Origin of the sequence: Pseudomonas donghuensis (assembly GCF_000696345.2) — a bacterium.
Taxonomy (GTDB): domain Bacteria; phylum Pseudomonadota; class Gammaproteobacteria; order Pseudomonadales; family Pseudomonadaceae; genus Aquipseudomonas; species Aquipseudomonas donghuensis.
This window is the reverse complement of the sequence record NZ_CP071706.1, coordinates 5,320,580-5,339,586: the sequence shown is the minus strand read 5'-3', so window position 1 is coordinate 5,339,586 and position 19,007 is coordinate 5,320,580. Positions and strand designations below refer to the sequence as shown.

The 19,007-nt window shown below is 64.1% G+C and carries 16 protein-coding genes; 9 read left to right on the top strand and 7 right to left on the bottom strand.

Going from position 1 to position 19,007, the window contains the following annotated elements; genetic code table 11:
* Positions 1–115 precede the first annotated feature (115 nt).
* From glnE to BV82_RS24810, 8 genes are all read left to right on the top strand, one after another.
* Positions 116–3,052 (top strand): bifunctional [glutamate--ammonia ligase]-adenylyl-L-tyrosine phosphorylase/[glutamate--ammonia-ligase] adenylyltransferase, encoded by a 2,937-nt coding sequence (gene glnE / locus BV82_RS24845; RefSeq protein ID WP_036995028.1) that lies wholly within the window; start codon positions 116–118, stop codon positions 3,050–3,052.
* Between the two features lie 156 nt (positions 3,053–3,208).
* Entirely contained in the window at positions 3,209–4,258 is a 1,050-nt protein-coding gene (gene waaF / locus BV82_RS24840; protein WP_036995029.1) for a lipopolysaccharide heptosyltransferase II, read from the top strand.
* On the top strand, positions 4,259–5,317 hold the full coding sequence (gene waaC / locus BV82_RS24835) for a lipopolysaccharide heptosyltransferase I (RefSeq protein ID WP_010221382.1): 1,059 nt from the start codon (positions 4,259–4,261) through the stop codon (positions 5,315–5,317).
* Positions 5,317–6,441, top strand: a complete 1,125-nt coding sequence (locus tag BV82_RS24830; RefSeq protein WP_010221383.1) for a glycosyltransferase family 4 protein — start codon at positions 5,317–5,319, stop codon at positions 6,439–6,441. Before waaC ends, BV82_RS24830 begins: the two co-directional genes overlap by 1 nt.
* On the top strand, positions 6,438–7,244 hold the full coding sequence (gene rfaP / locus BV82_RS24825; protein ID WP_036995030.1) for a lipopolysaccharide core heptose(I) kinase RfaP: 807 nt from the start codon (positions 6,438–6,440) through the stop codon (positions 7,242–7,244). The genes BV82_RS24830 and rfaP overlap by 4 nt, the downstream gene beginning before the upstream one ends.
* The gene (locus tag BV82_RS24820; protein ID WP_036995031.1) at positions 7,244–7,978 is read left to right on the top strand and encodes a lipopolysaccharide kinase InaA family protein; all 735 of its coding nucleotides are present in this window, start codon (positions 7,244–7,246) and stop codon (positions 7,976–7,978) included. The genes rfaP and BV82_RS24820 overlap by 1 nt, the downstream gene beginning before the upstream one ends.
* Positions 7,975–8,727, top strand: coding sequence for a lipopolysaccharide kinase InaA family protein (locus BV82_RS24815; RefSeq protein WP_010221387.1), 753 nt, complete (start codon positions 7,975–7,977; stop codon positions 8,725–8,727). Before BV82_RS24820 ends, BV82_RS24815 begins: the two co-directional genes overlap by 4 nt.
* Positions 8,727–10,169, top strand: coding sequence for a lipopolysaccharide kinase InaA family protein (locus BV82_RS24810; protein WP_010221388.1), 1,443 nt, complete (start codon positions 8,727–8,729; stop codon positions 10,167–10,169). The genes BV82_RS24815 and BV82_RS24810 overlap by 1 nt, the downstream gene beginning before the upstream one ends.
* Positions 10,170–10,202: 33 nt before the next feature.
* Here BV82_RS24810 and BV82_RS24805 read toward each other — a convergent pair whose 3' ends face one another.
* From BV82_RS24805 to BV82_RS24775, 7 genes are all read right to left on the bottom strand, one after another.
* Entirely contained in the window at positions 10,203–10,376 is a 174-nt protein-coding gene (locus tag BV82_RS24805) for a hypothetical protein (protein ID WP_162835456.1), read from the bottom strand.
* Positions 10,373–11,506, bottom strand: a complete 1,134-nt coding sequence (locus tag BV82_RS24800) for a PepSY-associated TM helix domain-containing protein (protein ID WP_036995032.1) — start codon at positions 11,504–11,506, stop codon at positions 10,373–10,375. Before BV82_RS24800 ends, BV82_RS24805 begins: the two co-directional genes overlap by 4 nt.
* An 8-nt stretch (positions 11,507–11,514) precedes the next feature.
* Complete coding sequence (locus tag BV82_RS24795; RefSeq protein ID WP_036995033.1) at positions 11,515–13,941, bottom strand: TonB-dependent siderophore receptor; 2,427 nt, start codon at positions 13,939–13,941, stop codon at positions 11,515–11,517.
* A 157-nt stretch (positions 13,942–14,098) separates the two neighbouring features.
* The gene (locus BV82_RS24790) at positions 14,099–15,064 is read right to left on the bottom strand and encodes a FecR domain-containing protein (protein ID WP_036995034.1); all 966 of its coding nucleotides are present in this window, start codon (positions 15,062–15,064) and stop codon (positions 14,099–14,101) included.
* Positions 15,061–15,579 (bottom strand): RNA polymerase sigma factor, encoded by a 519-nt coding sequence (locus BV82_RS24785; RefSeq protein WP_010221393.1) that lies wholly within the window; start codon positions 15,577–15,579, stop codon positions 15,061–15,063. Before BV82_RS24785 ends, BV82_RS24790 begins: the two co-directional genes overlap by 4 nt.
* 95 nt (positions 15,580–15,674) lie before the next feature.
* Complete coding sequence (locus BV82_RS24780; RefSeq protein WP_036995035.1) at positions 15,675–16,385, bottom strand: 3'-5' exonuclease; 711 nt, start codon at positions 16,383–16,385, stop codon at positions 15,675–15,677.
* The gene (locus BV82_RS24775; RefSeq protein WP_036995078.1) at positions 16,382–18,319 is read right to left on the bottom strand and encodes a DUF294 nucleotidyltransferase-like domain-containing protein; all 1,938 of its coding nucleotides are present in this window, start codon (positions 18,317–18,319) and stop codon (positions 16,382–16,384) included. The genes BV82_RS24780 and BV82_RS24775 overlap by 4 nt, the downstream gene beginning before the upstream one ends.
* Before the next feature lie 235 nt (positions 18,320–18,554).
* Between BV82_RS24775 and BV82_RS24770 the strand changes: the two genes are divergently transcribed.
* Positions 18,555–18,995, top strand: coding sequence for a response regulator (locus tag BV82_RS24770; protein ID WP_010221396.1), 441 nt, complete (start codon positions 18,555–18,557; stop codon positions 18,993–18,995).
* Positions 18,996–19,007: the final 12 nt, after the last annotated feature.

Genomic DNA, 19,007 nt, shown 5'->3' with positions numbered 1-19,007 from the left:
CTGCCATAAAATCAGTTTTTTCAGCTATTTCTAACTTTTGTACGACAGTCCAACCGTGGTCAGGGTTCCCCAGTCCGCTCGCTGCCAATCCAATCTCGCCGATCAAGGATAGACCATGAGCCTGCCTTTGCTGGCCGAACTGCCGGCCACTTTCACCGCGTTGGTCAGCCGCAACGCGCAATCGTTTCGTGCGGCTGTTGCCCTGCAACCTGAACTGACTGTCGAAGACTGGAGCGCCGACCGCTGGGCGCAGTTCGCCCGGGTAGCCGCGGCCAGTGATTTCGTCCTTGAACAGGTAGTGCGCGACCCGGCGATGCTGGTTGATCTGGCCGCCAGTGGCGAACTCGACCGGGCCTTTGCCCCGGGCGAGCTGTGCACCCAGATCGCTGCTGCTGCCCAGGCTGCCGAGAGCGAAGACGAACTGGCGCGCAACCTGCGCCGCCAGCGCAGCCGCCAGCAGGTGCGGATCATCTGGCGTGACCTGACCCGCCAGGCTGATCTGGTGCAGACCTGCCGCGATCTGTCCGACCTTGCCGACGCTTCTATCGATCAGGCCTACAACTGGTTGTACCCGCGCCACTGCCAGCAGTTCGGCACGCCGATCGGTCATCGCAGCGGCCAGCCGCAGCACATGGTGGTGCTGGGCATGGGCAAGCTCGGCGCGGTGGAGCTGAACCTGTCGTCGGACATCGATCTGATCTTCGCCTTCCCTGAAGGCGGTGAAACGGAAGGGGTCAAGCGCTCGCTGGACAACCAGGAGTTTTTCACCCGCCTGGGCCAGCGCCTGATCAAGGCCCTGGACCCGATCACCGTCGACGGCTTCGTGTTCCGTGTCGATATGCGCCTGCGCCCTTACGGCTCGGCCGGCGCCCTGGTGCTCAGCTTCAATGCCCTGGAGCAGTATTACCAGGACCAGGGCCGCGACTGGGAACGCTACGCAATGATCAAGGCGCGGGTAGTTGCCGGTGACCAGGTCGCCGGCGCGCAGTTGCTGGATCTGCTGCGGCCCTTCGTTTACCGGCGTTACCTGGACTTCTCGGCGATCGAAGCGCTGCGCACCATGAAGCAGCTGATCCAGCAGGAAGTGCGGCGCAAGGGCATGGCCGAGAACATCAAGCTGGGTGCCGGCGGCATCCGCGAAGTCGAGTTTATTGCCCAGGCCTTCCAGTTGATCCACGGCGGGCGCGACCTGAGCCTGCAGCAGCGGCCATTGCTCAAGGTGCTGTCGACCCTCGAAGGCCAGGGCTACCTGCCGTCGGCGGTAATTGCCGAGCTGCGCGAAGGCTATGAATTTTTGCGTTATACCGAGCACGCGATCCAGGCCATTGCCGACCGCCAGACCCAGATGCTCCCGGACGCTGAACTGGACCGTGCGCGGATTGCCTTCATGCTCGGCTTTGCCGACTGGCCGAGCTTCCATGCCCAGCTGATGCACTGGCGTGGGCGTATCGACTGGCACTTCCGCCAGGTCATTGCCGACCCGGACGAAGACGAGAATGAAGAAGGCGAAGTGATCGTCGGCGGCGAATGGCTGCCGCTGTGGGAAGAAGCCCAGAATGAAGAGGCCGCCTGCCGTCAGTTGCAGGACGCCGGTTTCGCCGACCCGCAAAAGGCCCTCAAGCAGCTGGCCGGCCTGCGTGTCAGCCCGCAGTTGCGGGCCATGCAGCGCTTGGGTCGTGAGCGTCTGGATGCCTTTATTCCACGTTTGCTGGCCCAGGCGGTGGAGCACGCCGACCCGGACCTGGTGCTGGAGCGGGTGTTGCCGCTGGTCGAAGCCGTAGCCCGGCGTTCGGCCTACCTGGTGCTGCTCACCGAAAACCCCGGGGCGCTGCGCCGTCTGTTGACCCTGTGCGCCGCCAGCCCGTGGATCGCCGAACAGATCACCCGTTTCCCGCTGCTGCTCGACGAGCTGCTCAACGAGGGGCGCCTGTTCAGCCCGCCGCAGGCCCCGGAACTGGCCGCCGAGTTGCGCGAGCGGCTGACGCGCATCCCCGAAGACGACCTTGAACAGCAAATGGAAGCCCTGCGCCACTTCAAGCTGGCCCACAGCCTGCGCGTGGCCGCTTCGGAAATCGCTGGCAACCTGCCGTTGATGAAAGTCAGCGACTACCTGACCTGGCTGGCCGAAGCCATCCTCAACCAGGTGCTGGCCCTGGCCTGGCGCCAGACCGTGAGCCGTCACGGCCAGCCCAAGCGCAGCGACGGCAGCCTGTGCGATCCGGGCTTCATTATTGTCGGCTATGGCAAGGTTGGCGGCATCGAGCTGGGCCACGGCTCGGACCTGGACCTGGTGTTCATCCACGACGGTGACCCGCAGGCTGATACCGACGGTGCCAAGCCGATCGACAGCGCGCAGTTCTTCACCCGCCTGGGCCAGCGCATCATTCACCTGCTGACCACCCAGACCAACTCCGGCCAGCTCTACGACGTGGATATGCGCCTGCGTCCCTCGGGTGCCTCAGGTTTGCTGGTCAGCTCGCTGGGCGCCTTTGAGCGCTACCAGCAGAACGAAGCCTGGACCTGGGAACATCAGGCCCTGGTTCGCGCCCGGGTGCTGGTCGGTTGCCCGCAGGTGGGCGCGGCGTTCGAGGCCGTGCGTGCACGCATTCTCGGCCAGGCCCGCGACCTGCCCAAGCTGCAGGCCGAAGTCAGCGAGATGCGCGCCAAGATGCGCGACAACCTCGGCACCAAGCTCAGCGCCGCCGGGACGGCGGCCAATGCCTTCGATGCCGGCGTGCCCTTCGATATCAAGCAGGATGCCGGTGGTATCGTCGATATCGAATTTATGGTGCAATACGCCGCTTTGGCATGGTCTCACGACCATCCGGCACTGCTGCGCTGGACCGACAATATCCGCATCCTCGAAGAGCTCGAGCAGGCCGGGCTGATGCCCGCCAGCGATGCTGTGCTGCTGCGCGAGGTGTACAAGGCGTTCCGTTCCGCCGCGCACCGCCAGGCCCTGCAGAAGCAGGCCGGGGTGATCGACGCCGAACAGTTCGTTCAGGAGCGCCAGGAGGTGCGGCGGATCTGGTCGCAGCTAGGCTTGAGTTGATATATCGGCCAGGCGGTTCAGGCACCAGGACGCCTGCCACGACCACAGTACAGCCCGAGTGGCGTACACTGGTCGACATATAGCCTGAATATAAAGAGGGGAGGCCAGGCTGTTCGCGAACAGTTTGCAGCCTCCCTGATCGTTTCTGGATAAAGCATGAGAATTTTGATCATTGGCCCCAGCTGGGTGGGCGACATGGTAATGGCGCAGACGTTGTTCCAGTGCCTGAAGCAGCGTCACCCGGAATGTGTGATCGATGTGCTGGCCCCCGAGTGGAGCCGGCCGATCCTTGAGCGCATGCCCGAAGTCCGCCAGGCCTTGAGCTTCCCGCTCGGCCACGGAGCGCTCGAGCTGGCTACGCGCCGGCGTATCGGCAAGTCCCTGGCCGGCCAGTACGACCAGGCGATCCTGTTGCCCAACTCGCTGAAGTCGGCGTTGGTGCCGTTCTTTGCCGGCATCCCCAAGCGTACCGGCTGGCGCGGCGAGTTGCGTTTCGGCCTGCTCAACGACGTGCGCAAGCTCGACAAGGCCAAGTACCCGCTGATGATCGAGCGCTTCATGGCCCTGGCCTATCCGGCCGGCGCCGAACTGCCGCAGCCGTACCCGCGCCCGCGCCTGCAGATCCAGGCACAGAGCCGCGACGCGGCCCTGGCCAAGTTCGGCCTGAGCCTGGACCGCCCGGTTCTGGCGTTGTGCCCTGGCGCCGAATTCGGTGAAGCCAAGCGCTGGCCGTCGGAGCATTACGCCAAGGTTGCGGAGAGCAAGATCCGCCAAGGCTGGCAAGTCTGGCTGTTTGGTTCGAAGAACGACCACGCGGTCGGCGAAGCCATTCGTGGGCGCTTGATCCCGGGCCTGCGCGAAGAGGCGAGCAACCTCAGCGGCGAGACCTCGCTGGCCGAGGCCATCGACCTGTTGTCGTGCAGCGATGCGGTGGTGTCCAACGATTCCGGGCTGATGCACGTGGCTGCGGCGCTGAACCGTCCGCTGGTGGCCGTTTATGGCTCGACCTCGCCGGGCTTCACCCCGCCTCTGGCCGATCAGGTCGAGGTGGTGCGCCTGGGTCTGGACTGCAGCCCCTGCTTCGACCGTACCTGCCGGTTCGGCCATTACAACTGCTTGCGTCAGCTGGAGCCGGAAGCCGTGGAAGCTGCGCTGCAGCGCCTGAACGGTCCGAACCTGATCGACGTCATGGCCGAGGTCGAGTAAGTGCGGGTACTGCTGATCAAGACTTCGTCCCTGGGCGATGTGATCCATGCGCTGCCGGCGCTGACCGACGCTGCCCGGGCAATCCCTGGCATCCGCTTCGACTGGGTGGTCGAAGAAGGCTTTGCCGAGATCCCCAGCTGGCACCCGGCGGTAGACAAGATCATCCCGGTGGCCATCCGCCGCTGGCGCAAGAACCTCTGGCAAACCTTCAAGAGCGGCGAGTGGCGCCAGTTCAAGCAGCGTCTGCGCGAGAGCAAGTACGACCTGGTGATCGACGCCCAGGGCCTGGTCAAATCGGCCTGGCTGACCCGTTACGTCAAGGCGCCGGTGGCCGGCATGGACCGCTATTCGGCCCGTGAAGGGCTGTCGAGCCGTTTCTACGACCGGCGTTTGTCGGTGGAGCGCGGCCAGCATGCGGTGGAGCGGGTGCGCCAGCTTTTCGCCCTGGCGCTGGGCTACAACCTGCCGGCCGGGCTCGGTGATTACGGTCTGGACCTCAATCGCCTGCAGCTGCCGCCAGCGGCGCCGTTCGTGGTGTTCCTGCACGGTACCACCTGGGCGACCAAGCATTGGCCGGAAGCCTACTGGCGCCAGTTGGCCGAACGCCTCGGCCAGCAAGGCCTGCAGGTACGCCTGCCGTGGGGCAACGCGGCCGAGCAGGCGCGGGCCGAGCGCATCGCCAAGGGCCTGAGCAACTGCCAGGTGCTGCCCAAGCTGAACCTGGTCGGAGTCGCCCGCGTACTGGCCGCAGCCAAGGCCTGCATTGCCGTGGATACCGGCCTCGGCCACCTGGCGGCGGCACTGGATGTGCCGACCCTGTCGCTGTTCGGCCCGACCAACCCGGGGCTCACTGGTGCCTATGGCAAATCCCAGGTGCATATCGCCAGCGATTTTGCCTGCGCGCCGTGCCTGCAGAAGAAATGTACCTACAAACCGAGCGCTGATGACCAGCGCCGGTTCGATCTCAAACGCGAGTGGCCGCTGTGCTTCACTCGCCTGAATCCCGAGCGTGTGGCGAGCCAATTGCGCGCGTTGCTGCTGGCTGAGGATGTTCGTTGATGCAACTGGCTTTTGTTCTATACAAGTATTTCCCCTTCGGCGGCCTGCAGCGCGACTTCATGCGCATTGCCCTGGAGTGCCAGCGTCGCGGTCACCAGATCCGCGTCTACACGCTGATCTGGGAAGGCGATGTGCCGGAGGGCTTCGAAGTGCTGGTGGCGCCGGTCAAGGCGCTGTTCAACCATCGGCGCAACGAGAAGCTCAGCGCCTGGATGGGCGCGGACCTGGCCAAGCGCCCGGTCGATCGCCTGATCGGCTTCAACAAGATGCCCGGGCTGGACGTGTACTATGCCGCCGACGGCTGCTTTGAAGACAAGGCGCAGAACCTGCGCAACTCGCTGTACCGGCGCTGGGGCCGCTACCGGCACTTTGCCGAGTACGAGCGGGCAGTGTTCGCCAAGGAGGCCAGGACCGAGATCCTGATGATCTCCGAGGTTCAGCAACCGCTGTTCATCAAGCATTACGACACCCCGATCGAGCGCTTCCACCTGCTGCCACCGGGTATCAGCCAGGATCGCCGGGCACCGGCCAATGCCGCCCAGATCCGTGCCGAGTTCCGCCGCGAGTTCGAGCTGAAAGACGATCAACTGCTGATGGTGCAGATCGGCTCGGGCTTTAAGACCAAGGGCGTCGACCGCAGCCTCAAGGCCCTGGCGGCCTTGCCACCGGCCTTGCGCAAGCGCACGCGGCTGATGGTCATCGGCCAGGACGACCCCAAGGTGTTCCAGCTGCAAAGCGCGACCCTCGGCCTGACCGAGCAGGTGCAGTTCCTCAAGGGCCGCAGCGATATCCCGCGCTTTCTGCTCGGCGCCGACCTGCTGATCCACCCGGCCTACAACGAAAACACCGGCACCGTGCTGCTCGAAGCGCTGGTCGCCGGGCTGCCGGTACTGGTCTCGGCCGTGTGCGGCTATGCCCATTACATTGCCGAAGCCGACAGCGGCCTGGTGCTCGATGAGCCGTTCGAGCAGGAGCAGCTCAACCGCTACCTGCAGCGTATGCTCGAAGACGGCCAGGCACGCGCCGCGTGGGCGCGCAATGGCCTGGCATTTGCCGACACGGCCGACCTCTACAGCATGCCCGAGCATGCTGCCGACGTGATCCTGGCGCAGGAGCGCGCATGAAACTGATACTGGCTGAGCCGTTCAAGCGCCTGTGGGCCGGGCGCGATGCCTTCGAGGCCGTCGAGGCCTTGCAAGGCGAGGTGTACCGCGAGCTGGAAGGCCGCCGTACCCTGCGCACCGAAGTCGAAGGCCGCGGCTATTTCGTCAAGATCCACCGCGGCATCGGCTGGGGCGAGATCTTCAAGAACCTGTTCACCGCCAAGCTGCCGGTGCTCGGCGCCGGCCAGGAATGGCAGGCAATCCAGCGCCTGCATGAAGTGGGCGTGCCGACCATGACCGCAGTGGCCTATGGTGAGCGTGGTGATAACCCGGCTGCCCAGCATTCGTTTATCGTCACCGAAGAACTGGCGCCGACCGTCAGCCTCGAAGACTTCAGCATCGACTGGGTCAAGCAGCCGCCCGCGCCGCGTCTCAAGCGTGCGCTGATCGCCGAAGTGGCACGCATGACCGGCATGATGCACCGCGCTGGGGTCAACCACCGCGACTGCTACATCTGCCATTTCTTGCTGCACACCGACCGGCCGGTGACGGCCGATGATTTCAAGTTGTCGGTTATCGACCTGCACCGCGCCCAGACCCGGGCGAAAATCTCCCACCGCTGGCGTGACAAGGACCTGGCCGCGCTGTACTTCTCGGCGCTGGACATCGGCCTGACCCGGCGCGACAAGTTGCGCTTCTTGCGTGGTTACTTTCAGCAGCCGCTACGGCAGATCCTCGCCGAGGAAGCCGGGCTGCTGGCCTGGCTGGAAGGCAAGGCGCAGAAGCTCTACGAGCGTAAACAACGGTACGGAGACGCGCTCTGATGGCGGGTTGGAAACTGGAGCCTGCCTACCAGGCCCTGGCGACGGATTTTGGCAGTATCGAAGCGGTGTTCGCCCTCAAGGGCGAGCGCCTGACCCACGACCCGCTGAGCGAAGTGATCCGTGTCGAGCGCGAGGGGGTCAACTATTACGTCAAGCGCTATACCGGCGCTGGCAAAGGCCTGCGCCGCTACCTCGGGCGCCCGCGAATCAAGGCTGAATGGCAGAACCTCAAGCAGTTCGCCAAGTGGGACATTCCCACCGCTGAAGTGGTCGCCTTCGGCCTTGAGCGTAATGGCCTGGCTTTTGGCCGCGGGGCGATGATCACCCGCGAGCTGCCGCGCACCGAAGACCTCTCGGCGCTGGCCGAGCGCAACGATGCACGCCTGGCCGATCGCGGCTGGGTCGACCACATCAGCCGTCAGCTGGCGCGACACACGCGGATCATGCATGACCACCACTTCACCCATAACGACCTGAAGTGGCGCAACCTGCTGGTGGATGACCAGGCCACGCTATTTTTCATCGACTGCCCGACCGGCGATTTCTGGTGGGGCTTCATGCTGCGTTACCGCATCACCAAAGACCTGGCGTGCCTGGACAAAGTGGCCAAATATCACTTGTCGAACACCCAGCGACTGCGCTTTTACCTGCATTACCGCGGGCGCGAGCGTCTGAATGAATCGGACAAACGCCGCATTCGCCATGTGGTGACGTTTTTCGAGGGACGCGAATGACTGATTTTCTCTCCAGTGCCGATGTGGCGCTGCTTGAGCGCCATGGCCTCAACGGTTTCGATCAGCTGTGGGCGCTGCAGCTCGATGCGGTGGACGAGCCCAACACCGGCCGTGGCGGCTGGAGCAGCGTCTATCGCCTGGAGCTTGAAGGCAAGGGCTATTACCTCAAGCGCCAGAGCGACTACCTGACCCGCACCTTGCACCGACCGTTCGGCGAGCCAACCTTCGCCCGCGAGTTTCGCAATATCAGCCGCTACCAGAAGCTCGGTATCCCTGCATTGCAGGCGGTGTACTACGGCGAGCGCAAGGTCGAAGGCGAGCGTCGGGCGATCCTCATGACCCGTGCCCTGGATGACTGGAGCGATCTGGACAGCCTGCTGGGGCAGTGGCCACAACTGGACATCGGCCAGCGCCAGGGCATCCTGCGTGCCTGCGGGCAACTGGCGCGTACCCTGCACACCGCCAACCAGGTGCATGGCTGCTTCTACCCCAAGCACATCTTCCTGCGCAGCCGCAGCGACAGCTGGCAGGCGCAACTGATCGACCTGGAGAAGACCCGGCCATTGTTGCTGGGCATGCGCGACCGGCTCAAGGATCTTGAGCCGCTGTTGCGCCGGGCACCGATCTGGAGCGAAGCTGAAGTGCGGGTGATGCTCTCGTCCTACCTGGACCAGCCCACCGATAGCCCGCTGGTTGATACCTGGCTGCAGCGCCTGACGCGCCGCCGCCGTGAGAAAGAGGCTCGCTGATGCGATTGTCCGAACTCAAGGATGCCGGGCGCAGCCCGGACCTGCCCCTGAACATCAGCCTGGCCGACGCCGCTGGCAGCGCCGAGCTGCAGTTGCTCAGCCTGCTGCGGGTGCTGCCGGGCCAGCGCTATGTTGGCGCCGGGATCTGGCGTGGCAAGCCGGTGTTGGCCAAGTTGCTGGTCGGCAGCAGCGCCGCCCGGCATTTTCAGCGTGAACTGGAAGGTGCGCGGCTGCTGGCGGCCCAGGGCCTGACCACGCCGCTGCTGCTGGCCGATGGTTTGCGCGAAGGCGAGGGCGGTTGGCTGCTGTTCGAGTTTCTCGAAAACGCCGTGAGCCTGGCCGATGCCTGGGCTGAAGTCGAAGCCCTGCCGCCGCTGGCCGATGAACAGCACCTGGTGCTCGGCGAAGCCCTGACGGCGGTGGCGCAGATGCACGCCAAGGGCCTGTGGCAGGACGACTTGCACCTGGACAACCTGCTGCGCCATAACGGCCAGCTGTATTTGATCGATGGCGCCGGGATCAAGGCCGAAACCCTTGGCCAGCCGCTGTCGCGCCAACAGGTGTTGCAGAACCTCGGGGTATTGTTCGCCCAGTTGCCCAAGCGTCTGGAGCCCTTTATCGAAGAGCTGCTGGTGCATTACCTGCTGGCCAACGCCGAGCACGCGCTGCCGCTGGAAGCCCTGCAGAAGCAGATCGACAAGGTGCGCAGTTGGCGTCTGAAGGACTACCTCGACAAGGCCGGGCGCGAGTGCACGCTGTTCAGCGTCGAGCGCGGCGCGTCGGGCCTGCGTTCAATTCGTCGCAACGAAGTGGTCGCCATGCTGCCGGTGCTGGAGCAGGCCGATACCCTGATCGACCAGGGCCACCTGTACAAGACCGGCGGCGCCGCCAGCGTGGCCAAGGTTGAGGTCAATGGCCGGCCACTGGTGCTCAAACGCTATAACATCAAGAACACTGCCCATTGGTTCAAGCGCTTCTGGCGCCCGAGCCGGGCCTGGCATTCGTGGATCGAAGGGCATCGCCTGGAGTTTCTCGGCATTGCCACGCCCAAGCCGCTGGCGGTGCAGGAGCTGCGCTTCATGGGCTTGCGCAGCCGCGCCTATCTGGTCACCGAGTACGCTGATGGCCCGGATCTGTTGGCCTGTTTCGCGCCGTATGTCGAATCCGGCGAGGTGCCCGAGGAGCAACTGCAGGCCTTGCAGCACCTGCTCGCTCAGTTGATCCACGAGCGCATCAGCCACGGCGACATGAAGGGCCACAACCTGTTCTGGCAGGACGGCCAATGGTCGCTGATCGATCTGGATGCCATGTGTCATCACGCTACCCAGATGAGCTTTGCCCAGGCTTTTGCCCGTGATCGGGCGCGGTTGTTGCGCAACTGGCCCGCTGGCAGTGCGCTGTACAAGCGCCTGGATGAGTGCCTGCCGAAGCTGGCGGACTGATAAAACCGCATCGCGGGGCTTGCCCCGCGATTGCTATCGAGCCAAGCCGCGCAAGCTGTACAGCGCTGGCAAGCCCAACCCCGCCCAGGCCAGGGCATCCCACCAACCATCGCCAAGCAAGGCGGCAAACAGCCCCAGCGCGCCCACCAGGGCTATCGCCACTGGCATGCCGAACACGCTCCAGAAGTTTGACGACTTGCGCTTCATTGCACCGTCTCCGCTTGTGCCACAGCAACCGGCTTGCTGGCCCGTCGGCGCACTACCCACAGGTACACCCCGCTACCCAGCACGATGATGGTCAGCACATCCAGCACTGCCCAGAGAACTTGCATCGGCCGGCCGCCGTAGTCACCGAAGTGCAGTGGCTGCGACAGGCCCATGGCGTCCATGTACCAGGGCCGGTCGCCGATGGCGGTGACTTCAAGGTTACTGGCGTCGATCAGCACCGGGGTCAGCAGGTGTGCGGTCAGGTGGGTGCTGCCCTTCATGAACACCGCATAGTGATGCTCGCTGGAGAAACGCGTGCCGGGGAAGGCGATGAAATCCGGCTGCATGCCTGGCGCGGCACGCGCAGCGATATCCAGAACCCGACTGACCGGCGCCAGATCCGTTAGCGGCGGTGCATCGCGGTAAGGCGCGACCATCGCCGTCAGGCTTTCGTTGCGCCACGCCGCGATGACCAGATCCGACAGGGCGCTGATGACCCCGGTAACCCCAACCACCAGCGCCCAGGTCAGGGTGACGATGCCGATCAGGTTGTGCAGGTCGAGCCAGCGCAGGCGCGTGGACTTGTCGTTGCGCACGGTAGCGAACTTCAGCCGGCGCATGAATGGCGCATAGAGCACCACGCCGGAGACGATCGCCACCACGAACAACAGGCCCATGAACGCCAGCAGCAGCTTGCCGGGCAGCCCGGCGAACATGTCCACATGCAGGCGCAGCATGGTCATCATGAAGCCGCCGTTGGCCGAAGGCATTTCCACCGCTTCGCCGCTGCGTGCATCGAGCATGAACGTGTGCGACGAATTCGGTTCGGTGCCTGCGGTGGCGGCCATGATTGCGATCACGCCGTTGCTGTCGTCCTCATCCCAGCCGAAGTACTGCATCACCTCGCCAGGGCGATGGGCCTGGGCCTTGAGCACCAGTTCCTGCAAATCGAGCTTGGGTGTGTCGGCCGGCATCTGCTTGAGCTCGGGGGCATCGCCCAGCAGGTCGTCGATCTCGTGATGGAAGATCAACGGTAAGCCGGTGGCTGCCAGCATCAGCAGGAACAGGGTGCAGATCAGGCTGGCCCAGGTGTGGACGAAGGACCAGCGGCGAATGGTTCGGCTGTTCATCCAGGGCCTTAGAACTTGTAGTTGACGCTGGCAACGACGTTGCGCTCGTCACCGTAGTAGCACCAGTAGCCGTCGCAGTTGGCCAGGTAGTCCTTGTTGAACAGGTTCTTGGCTTCGACGGCGACGGTCATGCCTTTGAGCGTGCTGACCTTGCGGCCCAGGTCGTAGTGCACCGACGCATCGTAGACGGTGTAGGAGCCGACATAACCGAGATCGGTGTTGGTGGTGTTGCCGTAGTTGTCACCGACATAACGCACGCCACCGCCGACGCCAAAGCCGTCGAGCAGGCCGTTGTGCCAGGTGTAGTCCGCCCACAGGGTCGCCTGGTTGCGCGGGATCAGCGCCATGCGGTTGCCTTGCTCGTTGGCCGCACCCTTGAGGATCTCGGTGTCGGTGTAGCTGTAGGAGCCGATCAGCTTGAGGTTTTCGGTCACCTGTGTGGTGGCCTCCAGCTCAAGGCCGCGGACCTGCAACTGGCCAACCTGCTGGGTAATGTTGCCTTCGGTGACTTTCACGTTGTCCTGGCGCAGGTCATACACGGCAGCGGTGTAGAGGTTCTGGCTGCCAACCGGCTGGTACTTGATGCCGACTTCGTATTGGCGGCCTTCGGTCGGTTTGAACGAATCCGTGGAGGCGACGGCGGCGCCGGTAGTTGGCTGGAACGACTCGGTGTAGGAGATGTACGGGGTCACGCCGTTGTCGAACACGTAGCTCAGGCCGATGTTGCCGGTAAAGGCCTTGTCGCGTTCGGTGCTGGTCGCATCGTTCTGATTGTGGAAGGTGGTGCCGGTGTGTACCCAGTCTTCACGCCCGCCCAGGGTCAGGCGCCAGTTGTCGAGGGCGATCTGGTCTTGCACGTAGAAGCCGGTCTGGCGGGTTTTCTGGCCGTAGTCGTACATGGTGAAGTAATCCACCTTGGAAAAGTCCTGGCCGTACGGCGGGTTGATCACATTGCCTGGCGGTACGCTGTAGCTCAGGCCGTAGTCCCAGCGGTAGTTGGTGTTCGAGCGCTGGTGGTCGAGGCCGATCAGCAGGGTATGGCTCAGGGCGCCGGTCTGGAAGTCGGCCTGGAAGTTGTTGTCGACGGCGAACTGGCTGATGTCTTCGTTGACGATGCCGGTCTCGCGAGGAACGGTGCCGTCAGGCTGGATCGTGTCGTTGTTCATGGTCGCGACGTTGATGCCCTGGAACGACAGGTCGCTCTTGGTGTAGCGCAGGTTCTGACGGAACTGCCAGACATCGTTCAGACGGTGCTCGAAGGCATAGCCCAGGGCGTAGTAGGTGCGATCGTAGAATTCCCAGTCCGGGTCGCCGAGGTTCTTGTGATGGGAGATGTCGCCGGCCGGCGAGCCCAGCTTGGTGCCCTGCAGCGGCAGGAACTGGCCACTGATACCGGTATCGTCACGGGTGAACTGGGTGATGAAGGTCAGGCTGGTGTCTTCATCCATGTTCCAGGTCAGGCTTGGCGCAAGGTTATAGCGCTTGTCCGGGACATGGTCGGTTGGCGAGTCACTGTCGCGGACGACGCCGCTGACGCGGTAAAGGAACTGGCCGTCGTCATCGATTTTGCCGGTGCTGTCGAAGTTGATCTGGCGATGGTTGTTGCTGCCAACCTGCGCTTCGATCTGGTGGGCGCTTTGCGCCTGGGGGCGGCGGCTGACCATGTCGAGCATGCCGCCGGGTGGGGTCTGGCCGTAAACCGACGATGCCGGGCCGCGCAGCACGGCGATGCGCTCCAGGTTCCATGGCTCGACTTTCGGGTTGGCGAACGAGCCTTTGGGCAACGGCAGGCCGTCAAGGAACTGGGTCGGGTCGAAACCGCGTACCCGCAGCCAGTCGGCGCGGGGGTCGGAGGCGTAGCCGCTGCTCTGTACGCCGGCGGTATAGCGCAAGGCGTCGTTGAGGTTGAGGATCTGGCGGTCGTCCAGTTGCTCGCGGGTGATCACGCTCATCGAGCGCGGCACTTCAACGATCGGTGTATCGGTTTTGGTACCGGCTGCGGTGCGGGTGGCGGTGAAGCCGGTGGCCGGGCCCCAGGCGCTTTCGTAGTCGCTGCGGGCGTTGACGCTGGTTTCCGGCAGGGCCAGGGTGCCTTCGGGGGCGGCGATCAGGCTGTAGGTGCCGGCGCTGCTCTGCTGCAGTTGCAGGCCGGTGCCGCGCAAGGCCGCTTGCAGGGCGCCGACGCCGTCGTACTGTCCGCTGACCGGCGCCGAGGTGCGGCCGCTGGCCAGGCTCGGGTCCAGGGTCAGGGCGATGCCGGCCTGGCTGGCGATCTGGTTGAGCGTGGTCGACAGCGGGGCGGCGGGCAGGTTGTAGCTGCGCAGGCTGGCCGATTGTTCGGCGGCAATCAGCGGGCTGCTCGCCAGAGGTGCTGCCAGGGCAATGGCCACGGCCAGCAGGCCGGGACGCAGAACGTTCTCAAAAGCGCGGGACATACAGCGGCTCCTCGACGGAAGTAAGTGCTAACTAGCTTCCTTGCCGAGTGAGTTGGGAAAAGTGTCAGAGGGTAGTGGAAATAATTTCGATTTTTATTTCAGGCTGCTTTCGGGGCAAACCAGCTCCTGTAGGAGCGGGCTTGCCCCGCGATAGGGCTCAGTGCGTATCGCGTTTAGCCACCACCGTCACCCACCACGGTGTACGTTGCTCGATCTGCACCGGTAAGGTCGGCAGCAACGAGGTCAGTGCCAGGTCGGTATTGTTGAGCGGGAAGCTGCCGGTGATGCGCAGGTCGGCTACATCCGCAGCAACCCCCAGATGCCCGCTGCGATAGCGCCCCAGTTCGTCAATCAGATCGGCCAGGCGTACGTTGTCGACCACCAGCATGCCGCGGGTCCAGGCATCGGCACCGGCGGCCAGGCTATCGATGCGGCCCAGGCGGTCGTGACTCATCAGCACTTGTTGGCCTTCCTTGAGGATCTGCTCGTCGCCACTGTCCTGTGGCCGGGCAGCCACCGCCGACTGCAGCACGCTCAGGCGCGTGCCCTGGCCTTCGAGCTTGACCAGAAAGCGCGTACCCAGCGCCCGCATGCGGCCGTCTTCAGTGCTGACCACGAACGGCCGATCATCCTTGTGGCCGGTCTCGATGGAGATTTCGCCTTCGTGCAACACGATCAGGCGTTGTTTCTCGTCGAAGCGGATGTCCACTGCCGAATGGGTGTTGAGGCTGATCAGGGTGCCGTCGGTCAGGCGCAGGGTGCGCTGCTCGCCAGTGCCGGTGCGCTGGTCGGCCAGCCAGTAGCCTAGCGACTGATGGGCATTGACCCAGCTCAGCAGGCCAACCACCAGCATCAGGCTGGCCAGGCCACCGCCTAGCTTGCGCACCCGCTGGCGCAGACCGGCGCGGGACTGCAACAGGGCCTGGCGCGCAGGGCCGGCTGCGGCACTGAAACGCTGGTCGAGCATGCCCAGTTGCATCCAGGCGCGGGCGTGCTCTTCGTTGGCGGCATGCCAGCGGGCGAACTCGGCGCGCTCATCGGCGTTACCAGTGCCCGAGTCCAGGCACAGCTGCCAAGCGATCGCGGCATCCAGCACGCGCGCCGAAACCGGCTTGTTGTTCATGTCGGCTCACCATACAGCGCCACATAACACTGGCGCAGGCCCTGGGCCAGGTACTGGCGTACCCGTGAGACGGACACACCCAGGCGCTCGGCAATCTCGGCATGGCCCAGGCCGTCCAGGCGGTTGTACAGGAAGGCCGCCCGTGCCTTGCTCGACAGCTTGCCGAGCAGGCGGTCGATGGCCTTGAGGTCTTCGAGGATCAGCTGCTGTTGTTCAGGGGAGGGATGCTCGGCCTCGGGCATCAGCATCAACTCGGCCAGATACGCCTGCTCCAGTGCTGCACGGCGAAAGTGGTCGAACAGCAGGCCTTTGGCGATGGCCAGGAGGAACGCCCGGGGTTCGCGCGGCGCAGGCAATTGCGCGCGCCCGAGCAGGCGCACGAAAGTGTCCTGGCTCAGGTCTTCGGCGCGCTCGGCGCAGGCGATGTTGCGCCGCAGCCAGGCGAGCAGCCAACTGCGATGGTCACGGTACAGCGCACCGACCAGCTCAGTGTGTGGGCTTTGCACAGACGACAAGGCGTTCCCCGAAAAGATGCGTTAACTAACGAGAATTATTCGCGATTGTCGCAGAAGCTCCCCATCAGACGCAATTCACACTCATCGGATGATGCTTAAAAACCATGACTTTGTTGCCGACGCCTGCGCAGCCGCTGCAGTTGCTGGTCAAGCAGCGCCGGGCTGTCCAGTTGCTGGCGCCGGGCCTGGCTGAACAGGATCAGCGCCAGCTCGGCAGTCACCATGGCATCGGCACTGGCGTTATGGCGCTCGGCGGCTTGCAGGCCGAAGTAGGCGGTCCAGTCGTCCAGCCCGGCTTCGCGCAGGGTGACCTGCGGGTTGAGCAGGGGGGCCAGCTCGGCGACATCCAGGAACGGATGCTGCAGGCGATAGCCCAGGTGGTCTTTCAGGGCGCGGCCGAGCATGCGCTGGTCGAAGGGCGCATGAAAGGCCAGCAGTGGGCTGTCGCCGATAAAGTCCATCAGCGCGAGCAGGGCTTCGGCCGGCTCGCAACCTGCAGCGATGGCACTGGGGCCCAGGCCGTGGATCAGCACGCTGGAGGTGAGCTTGTGATCGCGCTGGTTCAGCGTGCGCTCGAACTGCTGACTGAAGTCGATGGCGCCGTCTTCGATCACCACCGCGCCGATCGACAGCACCTGGTCACGGTTGAGATTCAGGCCGCTGGTTTCCAGGTCGAGCACTACCCAGTGCTGCTGGCGCAGGCTGTGTTCGGCCAGTGGTGCCGGGGCCGTCAGTTGTTCCACGCGCTGGCGCAGGTGTTCGTCGAGCCGCGGTTGGCTGGGGCGTAGCCAGGCAAACAGGCTCATAGCTGGTACCGCAGGGCCAGGCTGCTTTGCAGGCGCTGGGCCTGGCGTAGGGACTCGCGCAGGATGCGCCGGTCCAGGTGGTTGAGGCTGTCGGGGTCGACCCGGTTGGAGTACGGCAGGTTTTGCCGGCTCTGCAGTTGATGTTGCTGCATGCGGGTTTGCTGGATGAAGTGGTAGGCCTCCTCATAAGCGGCGCCGTCGAGCGGGTCGATCACTTCCTTGGCCACCAACTGGCGCAGGCGCTCCAGCGTGTTGTTGGCAACGATGCCATTGGCCAGGGCCAGCAGGCGTGCGCCATCGACAAACGGCGTCAGGCCCTGGACCTTGAGGTCGAGGGTGGCGGCTTTGTCATTGCCCTGGCGGGTCAGCACGAACTCACGAAAGCGCCCCACCGGCGGCCGCTGACGCCGGGCATTCTCGGCCATCATGCGCTGGAACAGACGGTTGTCGGCCACTTGCTCGAGGATGCTCTGGCGCAGTTGTTCACAGGCCTGTTCATCGCCCCAGACCACCCGCAGGTCAAAGTAGATGCTTGAAGCCAGCAGGTTTTCCGGCGTGGCTTCGCGAATGAAAGCGGCAAAGCGCCGTGCCCACTCAGCGCGGGACAGGCACAGCTCGGGGTTGCCGGCCATGATGTTGCCTTTGCACAGGCTGAAGCCGCACTGCGCCAGGCCCTGGTTGATGTGTTGGGCCAGCGGCAGCAGGCGGCCGCGAATGTCGGCGGCATGGGCAGCATCGCGTGCTTCGAAAATAATGCCGTTGTCCTGGTCGGTGTGCAGGGTCTGTTCGCGGCGCCCTTCACTGCCAAAGCAAAGCCAGCTGAACGGCACGCCCGGGTCGCCCTTGTCTTCGATCGCCAGCTCGATGACCCGGCATACGGTATGGTCGTTGAGCAGGGTGATGATTTGGGTGATCTGCGTAGACGAAGCACCGTGGGCCAGCATGCGCTCGACCAGCTGGCTGATCTCGCCGCGCAGCGACACCAGGTTTTCGACTCGGCTGGCATGGCGGATGGTGCGTGCCAGATGGACCAGGTCGACCCGTTGCAGGGAGAACAGGTCACGCTCGGACACCACGCCGCACAAGCGCCGCTCTTCGACCAGGCAGACGTGGGCAATATGCCGCTCGGTCATGGCGATGGCAGCATCGAAGGCGCTGGCCTGCGGGCTCAGGTAGAAAGGCGAGGCGGTCATGTGCCGGCTGATCGGCTGGGTGAAGTCGGCGCTGGCATCGGCCACCACCTGGCGCAGGTCGCGCAGGGTGAAGATACCGATCGGGAAGCGTTGCTCATCGACAATGGCAATGCTGCCGACCTGCTGCTCGTGCATCAGGCGTACGGCCTCACGCAGCGGCGTGGCCGGATCGCAGACCACCGGATGACGCATGGCCAGTTCGCCCAGGCGGGTGTTCAGTGAATACTGGTTGCCGAGGGTTTCCACCGCGCGGCGCTGGACCTGCTGGTTGACCTGATCGAGCAGGCTGCTGACCCCGCGCAGGGCAAAGTCGCGAAACGCTTCGGACAGGGTGAACAGGCGGATGAACGCGGCCTTGTTCAATTGCAGGCAGAAGGTGTCTTCGCCGGCCAGGTGTTCGGTGCGGGTAGCCCGTTCGCCGAGCAGGGCGGCCAGGGGGAAGCACTCGCCGCTGGTGATCTCGAACGTGGTTTCGGTGCCGGGGCGGGTGACGTGCTGGCGCTCGCCGACCACCCGGCCTTGCTTGACGATGTAGAAGTGCTCGACCGGACCGTCGCTGGGCTTGATGATGCTGTCATTGGCCGCATAGAACCGCAGTTGGCACTGTTCGACGAGAAACGCCAGGTGGGCGTTCTCCATCTGATTGAACGGTGGAAAGCGTTGCAGAAACTGCATGGTCCCCTGGATGTTCTGCATCACTGCAGTCTTTCCTGCCTGGGCGAAGGCGTCCATTTTGCTCATGAGCATTACCGCGTCTTTGTGTCGAGCTGTGACCATCGACCTTGTTGTTTTCGTTGTTCATGGTCGGTCGCGGGCTGCTCAGTGCCCATTGGACGTAAGTCTATAAACTGCGTCAGGGAGTTGAAGTGCTGCGTCATGTGTCAATTACCCGACGAAAGGCAGTTTGCAACTAATCTCAATGCAGTCTGAACTTGATTCAAAGGACATTTAGCAGGTCATTGATGATGAGACAGCCATGTCCGACCACGAAAACATTCTGAGCGAGGCCGAGCGTGAGGCGCTGGCCTCGGTAACGGCGCGGTCGGCGGCGCCGAAGGTATTGATCGTTGATGACAACCGGGTGGCCCGCGAAGCGTTGGCCAGGTACCTGAGTTCCAAGCGGTTCAAATGCCTGACCGCCGACAGCGGCCAGCAGGCACTGGAGTGTCTGGACAAGGAGCGGGGTATTGGCCTGGTGATCACCGACCTGCGCATGGGCACGTTCGGTGGTCTGGAGCTGATTCGACACATACGCGACTCGGAGCGCGCGGCGATGCCGATCATCATTGTGTCAGGGGCTGCGGATGTGAAGGACGCCATCGAGGCGATGCACTTGAGCGTCGTCGACTTTCTGCTCAAGCCGATCGATCTGGACAAGCTGGTGAGGTTGGTGCGCAGGGAACTGGGGATTTCTTAGACAGGTCTGGCC